Source organism: Parasphingorhabdus sp. (assembly GCF_041748495.1).
In the GTDB taxonomy this organism is placed as follows: domain Bacteria; phylum Pseudomonadota; class Alphaproteobacteria; order Sphingomonadales; family Sphingomonadaceae; genus Parasphingorhabdus.
The window spans coordinates 1-7,762 of the sequence record NZ_JBGTDD010000018.1; the positions used below are offsets into that span (position 1 = coordinate 1).

Sequence of the window (7,762 nt, forward strand, 5' to 3'; positions counted from 1 at the left end):
GGAGGACACGCGCTGATAGCCCCATTCGCGCGCTTGCCGGAGCGGCCGCGCACGCACGCCGCTGGCCTCGACCACCTGCGCGACCTGCTCTGCCGATGTCGCGCCGCTTCCCTGCCAATTGCCCATTGTGCCATCGAAATGGGTCAGCGCGGTCAGCGGCGGTACCGCCTGATTGAGTGCTTCCTCGAGAAATTCCGGTGCATCCAGCTGGCGAGCGAGATAGACCTGTTTCAGCATCGACAGCAGGATCACCGCGTCGATCTGGCTGAGCGGCGAGCGGGAGACCGAGCCGCCGTCGGCGAAGAAAAATTCGCCCATCGCCTTTTCCAGACCCGCTTCGCCAACGATCTGGCGGACGCGGCCCTCGGGCAGCAGCAGCGAGGCTGCGACCACGCCGCTCCACGCCACCAGCCGGCCGAGACTGGATTCCGCCTTGTCGGCGGTCCGGTCAAGATGACGGGCGGTGCGGGCGATATGGTTGAGCAGCTTCGACCGGTAGATGAGATCGCGCGAGGACAGGATCAGCGGCGCATGGCTGGCCCAGATCAGCAGCCGCCAGCCGCAATTGTCGGGTCGCCAGGCCGGCTGGCGAATGACTCCGCCATTGGCATCGAGCCACTGGCTGATCAGTTTTTCCGCCACCGGCACCGCCTGATCGCGCGACGCCGCCGTATCAAGATCGCGCAGCCACTGGAAGCGATGGACATAATCCTCGAATTGCGGCGGCAGCTTGAGAGCGGCAAAATCGATATTGTCATGCTTTTTCTTGAGGCCGCGAAACAGGAAATAGCCGGCACGGACCGCCATGCCCTGCACCCGGTCACCCTCGACCGGATCAACCGGCACGGCGAGCAGCCGCAGCGGCAATTTGCCCGACAGACGCAGCCGGTGCATCGGCATCCGCCAGGTCATCCGGTAATAGAGCATCGTCACCTGTTCGGCGAGCGACTGGCCGCGGTCGCGGTCATGGCGCAGGGTCAGGCTGCGGCCTTCGTCCGCGCTCTCCGCCTCGTCTCGGACATTCCGGTCGCGGGGCGTTTCGTCACCAATATTCTCGCCAAAGGCATTTTCGTCATGGATGGCCGCCTCGTCCGGGTGGCGATCGCCGAGATCCAGCCGGTCAGATCTGTCGGACGTCATTCACCCCTCAGGCCGCTGATATTGGCAGCATAATGATCGGGCCCGCCGCGGAAGGTGGCGGTTCCGGCGACCAGAGTATCGGCACCCGCCGCGATGGCCTTGGGCGCGGTCTTGAGATCGATGCCGCCATCGACCTCGAGCCGGATATCCTTGCCGCTGGCGGTGATCCGCGAGCGGATCGCCTCGATCTTGCGCAGCTGGCTGTCGATGAAGCTCTGCCCGCCGAAGCCGGGATTGACGCTCATCACCAATATGAGATCGAGGTCCTCGATCAGATAATCGAGTATGTCGAGCGGCGTCGCCGGATTGAGCACCAGCCCGGCCTGCTTGCCGAGCGCGTGGATCGTCTGCACCGTGCGGTGCGGATGCGGGCCTGCTTCCGGGTGGAAGGAGATGATATCGGCACCGGCGTCGGCGAAAGCCTCGAGATATTGGTCGACCGGGGAGATCATCAGATGGACATCGAACGGCTTCGCACTGTGCGGGCGCAGCGCCTTGACCACCGCCGGGCCGATGGTGATATTGGGAACGAAATGGCCGTCCATGACGTCAACGTGGATCCAGTCGCAGCCGGCTTGGTCGATGGCCTGCACCTCTTCACCCAAGCGGGCGAAGTCGGCGGAGAGAATGGACGGGGCGATACGAATGCTGTCGGACATGGCGCTTCCTTAAACTGTTTCCGGCCCTAGAATTTTTGGCCCGGCCAGGCAAGGCGCGATTCCGCTCTTTCCACAGTCCCTTGTGGACAGATTGGGGACAGGTTCACAATATGTAGAGGATCAGCTTTTGTGGATCAGGCGGGCGATGAAAAATCCGTCGACATGGCCCTGGTCCGCTAGCGTATTGGGCAGCGTGCGGATGCAGCCATTTTCGGTCGGCAATATACCCGTTGGCAGCTCTGCGGGAAGGACCGGATGGATAGCAAACTGCTGGTGGCGCTCGAGAAATGCCTCGATCTGCTCCTCGCCTTCCTCGGGTTCCAGCGAGCAGACGGCGTAGACCAAAATACCGCCGGGCTTCACCCAGGGCGCGATCCGGTCGAGCAAGGCGCGCTGTCCTTCGGCGCGATCCGCAATCTGGCGCGATCCGATACAATGCAGCACATCGGGATGCCGCCGGTAGATGCCGGTGGCGCTGCACGGGGCGTCGAGCAGGATGGCATCGGCGGGCTCCGCCGGTTCCCAGTCCATCAGATCGGCAATGACTTCTTCCGCCTGCAGGCCGGTGCGCCGGAGATTGTCCTGAAAGCGTTCCATTCTTTTGGCATTATTGTCGACCGAGATCACTTTCCACCCGGCGCTGGCCAGTTGCATGGTCTTGCCGCCGGGTGCAGCGCAGAGATCCAATATCGTCCGGCCCTTGCCCTCTCCGAACAGCCGCGCGGGTATCGACGCGGCGAGATCCTGGACCCAGAAATGGCCTTCATCAAAGCCGGCCCGTTCGGTGACGGGAAGATCTGGAACCATCCGCAGATGCTTCGGTGCCAGCTGGACCCCTTCGAGCTCGCCAACAGTCTCGGACCGGAAGCTGAGGTCGAGCGGCGCGGGCTTCGCCCAGGCGTGGCTGGCGGCATGGGCAACATCCTCGCCCCAGACATGGGTCCAGCGGTCGAGCGTTTCACCGGGAATTTCGGGAAAGTCGGGCAGCTTCAGTTCGCCCGATTCGATGCCCCGCATGACGGTCGAGAAGACGCCGTGCACCAGCCGCCGCGGTCCGCCGTGGACCAACGGCAAAGCGGTCGAAATCGCCGCATGTTGCGGCGTATCGAGGATCAGCACCTGCGCCAACGCGATCCGCAGCGCCATCCGCGGCTTGGCATCGTCGGCCAGCCGGTTGCGGGTGGCGCTGTCGATCATCGCGTCGAGCGCGCTCATCCAGCGCAGCACATTGGCGGCGATATTATGGGCCAGCGCCTTGTCCGAAGGATTGGACAATTTTCCGGTCGCGGCCGGCATAGCCTGATCCAGCGTCTCGCCGCGCCGGCAGACGGCGTCGAGCAGACGGATGGCAGACTGGCGCGAAGCAAGGCCGGGGATCTTGTTACTGGGTTCGTTCATGTTCAATTCCGCACTGGCTTGGCCGGCAAAGCCGGGCCATGCGCAAACCGGATGGCTCGCGCTGCCAGACCGCATAGACGCTCCCGCATTTCGATCAAGCTTTTGGATCGGGTTTGATATGGCGGGGACAGGCGGACATTGCTGGCCGTTTGCCGGCAGGGCCGTCTGCGGCCCCATCGCAGGCGTTCGCGCTTATCCAAAATCAATGAGCGCAAAAGCTGAAGTCAAAGTTGAATCGCGCGATGGGTTGGCATACAGACCGTCGGTAGGGAGAGACAATGAACAGGTTCACCGCGACGATCGTTGTCGTCTTCAGCACCGCCGGGCTCGGTATATTGTCATGGCTAGCTATCGCGCACGAAAAATCGACAAAAGCGACGCAAACGAGGTTTGAACAGGAATCCAGCTTCGCCCGCGCCGAAATAGAGAAATGTTTGAAGTCTGGCAATCGTCGCCAGATATTCTCAGAATATGAATATATATTCCGTCGAGGATATGATCGCTCGGGTTCATTATATATCGATCGGGATGGTTCGCGGTTGTCTGCTTATGACCTTGGGGACAAAACGGTCGTGAGATTCAAATCCGCACGGGTCGCGTCTCCTGAAGAACTGGATTTGCTGGAATGGTGCGTCAAAAACCCGCAACTGACGTGGATTCGTCCTGAAATTCGCTGATATCCTTGCCTAAAAGTAGTATCTTGGGGATCACGCTTGGGCGATGCAGTCTTTCTTTATAATTGACCCGGCAAAATACGAATGACGCCAATGTCCACTGTCCGGAACAGTCCTGTCACAAGCTTGGGCCCCCTAGTGAACGACGGCCTCGCATCAAACGGAGACCATAAGCAGACTAGCTGCTAGCGACCCAGAAACTGACGATGAGACTGAACCGAAATTAAACCCCCGTTAATGATAGTTTCGAACATCGACTTAATGAATCTCCTTTATCTTAACCGCGATGATAGAGGCATTATCCCTAATATTGAGCGCGCTGACCGCTGTAACGCCGGCCAACGACAGTCACGTGATCGAGGCGACGGATCTCACCCGGACCGACGACGCTCGTGGGCAACGCCAGAGTGAGACAACTGAAGAGCGCATCGCTCGTATGCGTGCACGCCTTGGCTCTCGTGGTGCCCGAGTCTCAAAGGTTCGCTGCGGCGGCGCGACTTGCCATAAAGGGTGCGATGCGCAAGGCGGCGAAATTACCGAAAGCGAACCCGTTCGATCCGACTCGACCAACTCCGGCTACAGGCGCGTCAACGCAGATGGTAGGCCTTGCGCCACAGGTGTCTCACAGGGGGCCGGTTATCACACTGCTGAAGTATCGTATAGTCCTTAGCTGGCCCTCGGGTCATCGAATGTCCGCTTTCCACCCAATAATTGCCGTTCCCGGCCGCTTGACGCGGCCCTAGTACCATTCAGGCAGCTTCGGCCCGAATTGTGCCGGAAGCCTGGCTTTCGATTGCCGACCCGTAACCAGTCCCTGCGCTCAGCCTGTCTCGATAGACATGCCGTTGTGTAGCCCGTCCGCATAGTCGGACGGAAGCTTCTGCATCGCCGTATTGCAGAGCACCAAATCTTCCTCATCCAACGTACAGGGCGACTGGAGACAAAAATCATGATTCCACCTGCCGGGAGCAAGCCCATTGACAACAAGTCGATATATATCGATATACGAATCATGCGGAAACCAAGGGCACCATCAAAGGCGACGAGACTGGCCTTGCTGGCCCTGCTCGACGCACCGGAAAGCCTGCACGGCTACGAGATCATGCAGATCACCGGGATCGGACCCGGCACGCTTTATCCGATGCTGGCCAGACTGGAAGATCAGGCGATGCTGGCTTCACGCTGGCAGGAGGCAAGCGTCGAAGGCCGTCCGCCGCGCCATATTTACAGCCTGACCGAAGCCGGACGCGTTCTGGCGAAAGGCCTGCTGAGCGACGACCGGCGCGTTTCCCATCACCCTTTGCTGGCGAAACCGATATGATGCGCCCCATTTTGGAACAGCTGATCCTTTGGTTGGCACCTGGTCATCGCCAAAGCTGGGCGCAGGCCATGGCAGCAGAAATGTCGGTGATCGAAAGCTGCCGGGACGCCCTCGCCTTTGCATGGGGCTGCCTGATCGCCTGCTGCCGCTTTCGTATTGAACGCAACATCTTGTCCGCAAGCACAGGGAGCAGCATTGTGACAGACAGGTTCGTGATCTTGACATTCGCCACGGGTGTTCTGGCCGGTTTGATCGGGCTGGCCTATCTGCTTGTGTCCGGCGCGCCGCTGTCCATGCTGATCGTCAATAGCGGAGCGATCCTGGTCGGCTTTTTGCTGGCCCTCTCCCTGAGATGGGCGGGCCGGGCGGCCGATTCCGCCGTGGCCGCGACCGCTTTGATCGGAGCGTTCCTTCTATTGGGCACCGCGATCTTTGGCTATGCCATCGCGGATGCCAAGCGGTGGCTGCTGATCGGACCGTTTTTCATCCAGACCAGCCTTATGCTGCTGCCGCTGATCGCGATCTGTTTTGCCCGAATCCAGAATCTTCGCACCATATTGGCGGTCCTGGTCGCCGGGTTTGCCATGGCGGTTCAGCCGGACCGGGCGATGGCGGCCATGCTTTTTGGCGCGGTCGCTGTTGTCGGCATGATGCGACCAAACCGGCTGACATTCGGCGCGGCGCTATTCTGTGCCCTGGCTTTTGCGGCCACCTTGCTGCTGCCCGACCGGCTGCCGGCGGTGCCCTTTGTCGATCTCATCTTATGGTCGGCTTTTGATAGCAGCCTGTGGCTCGGACTGACGCTGTGGACCGGATGTCTGTTGCTGGTCTGCCCGATATTCTTTGTCCCAAAAGCCCAGCGTACTGTTCCGCAATATGTGTTCGCCGCTTGCTGGCTGACGCTGATCGCCGCAGCCGCCATCGGGGCCTATCCGACGCCGATAGTCGGATATGGGGCCAGTGCGATTATCGGCTATTTCCTCAGTCTCATATTCCTGCACCCCGGACCACAGGGGTACGCCACAAGCGGCGATGCCCCAATCGCTCCGTCCGAAAAGGATGACACGATCCCGCCAGTCCGGAACAATGCCGCTTCGTTCGCGATGTGAGCAATGGCCAGCATGGCCGGGACAGGCGCCAACCGGATAGGACGTCAGGCTCCGTCCCGGCCGCGTTGCGATCATCGATCTGGACCGGGCCGCTTGGGGTTGGGAAAGTGGTCCTCGACAAAGGACGAGACGCCATATTGCAAGAGCGCCAGGACCGGTCCTGCCGACATCGGCATTGCCTGCCACAATCGGCCATCGCTTGTGCAAATGCTGGTGTCATCGGGCGGGACCGTAAATATACCATATTGAAATGTAGCCGCTTGTTTTTGGTTCACCGATCAGCAACAGGCGCTTCATGGAAATCATAGCACTTCTGTCTGACCCTGCCGCATGGCTCGCGTTGCTGACGCTTATCGCTCTCGAGATCGTTCTCGGCGTCGACAATCTCATCTTCATCGCGATTCTCTCTAACAAGCTGCCCGTACACCAACAAGCCAAGGCGAGGCAGATCGGACTTGCGCTGGCGCTTGTCATGCGGATCGGCCTCCTCATGTTGATCGGCTGGATTGTGACCCTGCAGACACCCCTGTTCGATCTCGGCCTGCAAGGGGCGCCAAACGAATATGGCAAGGCGAGCTTCGAAACGGCTTTCTCCGGCCGCGATCTCATTTTGCTGGCGGGCGGGCTGTTCCTCCTCTGGAAGGCGACCAACGAAATTCACCACACGATGGAGCCGGAAGACAATTCCGGTGGATTGCTCGACAAGACGCCCGGAATGGCAAAGGCCGCGGTCGCCACCTTTGGTACCGTCATCGTGCAAATCATTGCGATTGACCTTGTCTTTTCCATTGATTCTATTCTGACTGCGGTCGGCATGACGGACGATATCCCGATCATGGTGGCGGCGGTCGTCTTCACCGTCGGCGTGATGATGGTGGCAGCAGACCCGCTTTCCAAATTCATTGAGAAAAACCCGACACTGGTGATGCTGGCGCTCGCCTTTCTGGTGATGATCGGCCTTGTGCTGATCGCGGATGGCTTGGGCTTTCACGTACCGAAAGGCTATATTTATGCAGCCATGGGCTTCTCGCTGGCGGTGGAGATGCTCAACATAATTCAGCGCAATCGAAGGCTGAAAGGGATGAGCAGCGTCACGGCGGGCTGACCCATCATGGGGTCTCGGCGATCGGTCTGGCTTCCGTTTTGATTGATATGCCAAGGTTTCCGGCTATAACGGCCGGATGGTGAGGCGATCGTCTCAGTTATTTGAACGAGAATATCGGACTGGTTGCGCTGTAATCTTATGACCTGCTTGCCGGATAATCTGCTGGTCAAAATTCCCCCGAGATCACAAAATCCGTCTGATATCCGAGCATGAGCAAATGCTTGCAGGACAAGGCGTGGGCCAGAGAAATATTGAATGAAAACCGATCCTACCGATAACCGAAGCGCCGCCCCAATCGAGCGCATTCAGGACAATATGATCGCCCGGCTGGAACGCCGCGCGCTCAACCGGCTGTG

6 protein-coding genes and 1 pseudogene are annotated in these 7,762 nt (G+C 59.8%); 4 read left to right on the forward strand and 3 right to left on the reverse strand.

Features of this window, described 5'->3' with window-relative positions:
- The 3 genes and pseudogenes from ACEW8J_RS01445 to ACEW8J_RS01455 form a co-directional block, all read right to left on the reverse strand.
- Positions 1 to 1,140: pseudogene (locus ACEW8J_RS01445) on the reverse strand (heparinase); the annotation flags it as partial.
- Positions 1,137 to 1,799, reverse strand: a complete 663-nt coding sequence (rpe, locus tag ACEW8J_RS01450) for a ribulose-phosphate 3-epimerase (protein ID WP_373489847.1) — start codon at positions 1,797 to 1,799, stop codon at positions 1,137 to 1,139. The pseudogene ACEW8J_RS01445 and the gene rpe, both read right to left, overlap by 4 nt.
- A gap of 120 nt (positions 1,800 to 1,919) precedes the next feature.
- Positions 1,920 to 3,197 carry an RsmB/NOP family class I SAM-dependent RNA methyltransferase gene (locus ACEW8J_RS01455; RefSeq protein ID WP_373489848.1) on the reverse strand — a complete coding sequence of 426 codons (1,278 nt, stop codon included), beginning with the start codon at positions 3,195 to 3,197 and terminating at the stop codon, positions 1,920 to 1,922.
- Between the two features lie 335 nt (positions 3,198 to 3,532).
- Between ACEW8J_RS01455 and ACEW8J_RS01460 the strand changes: the two genes are divergently transcribed.
- The 4 genes from ACEW8J_RS01460 to ACEW8J_RS01475 all read left to right on the forward strand — a co-directional run bounded on the left by ACEW8J_RS01460 (position 3,533) and on the right by ACEW8J_RS01475 (position 7,406).
- Positions 3,533 to 3,874, forward strand: a complete 342-nt coding sequence (locus ACEW8J_RS01460) for a hypothetical protein (protein WP_373489849.1) — start codon at positions 3,533 to 3,535, stop codon at positions 3,872 to 3,874.
- A gap of 1,009 nt (positions 3,875 to 4,883) precedes the next feature.
- Entirely contained in the window at positions 4,884 to 5,192 is a 309-nt protein-coding gene (locus ACEW8J_RS01465) for a PadR family transcriptional regulator (protein ID WP_373489850.1), read from the forward strand.
- A 68-nt stretch (positions 5,193 to 5,260) separates the two neighbouring features.
- Positions 5,261 to 6,301 carry a hypothetical protein gene (locus tag ACEW8J_RS01470; RefSeq protein WP_373489851.1) on the forward strand — a complete coding sequence of 347 codons (1,041 nt, stop codon included), beginning with the start codon at positions 5,261 to 5,263 and terminating at the stop codon, positions 6,299 to 6,301.
- Positions 6,302 to 6,596: 295 nt separating this feature from the next.
- A complete protein-coding gene (locus ACEW8J_RS01475; protein WP_373489852.1) occupies positions 6,597 to 7,406 on the forward strand; it encodes a TerC family protein in 810 nt (269 codons plus the stop codon).
- Positions 7,407 to 7,762 lie beyond the last annotated feature (356 nt).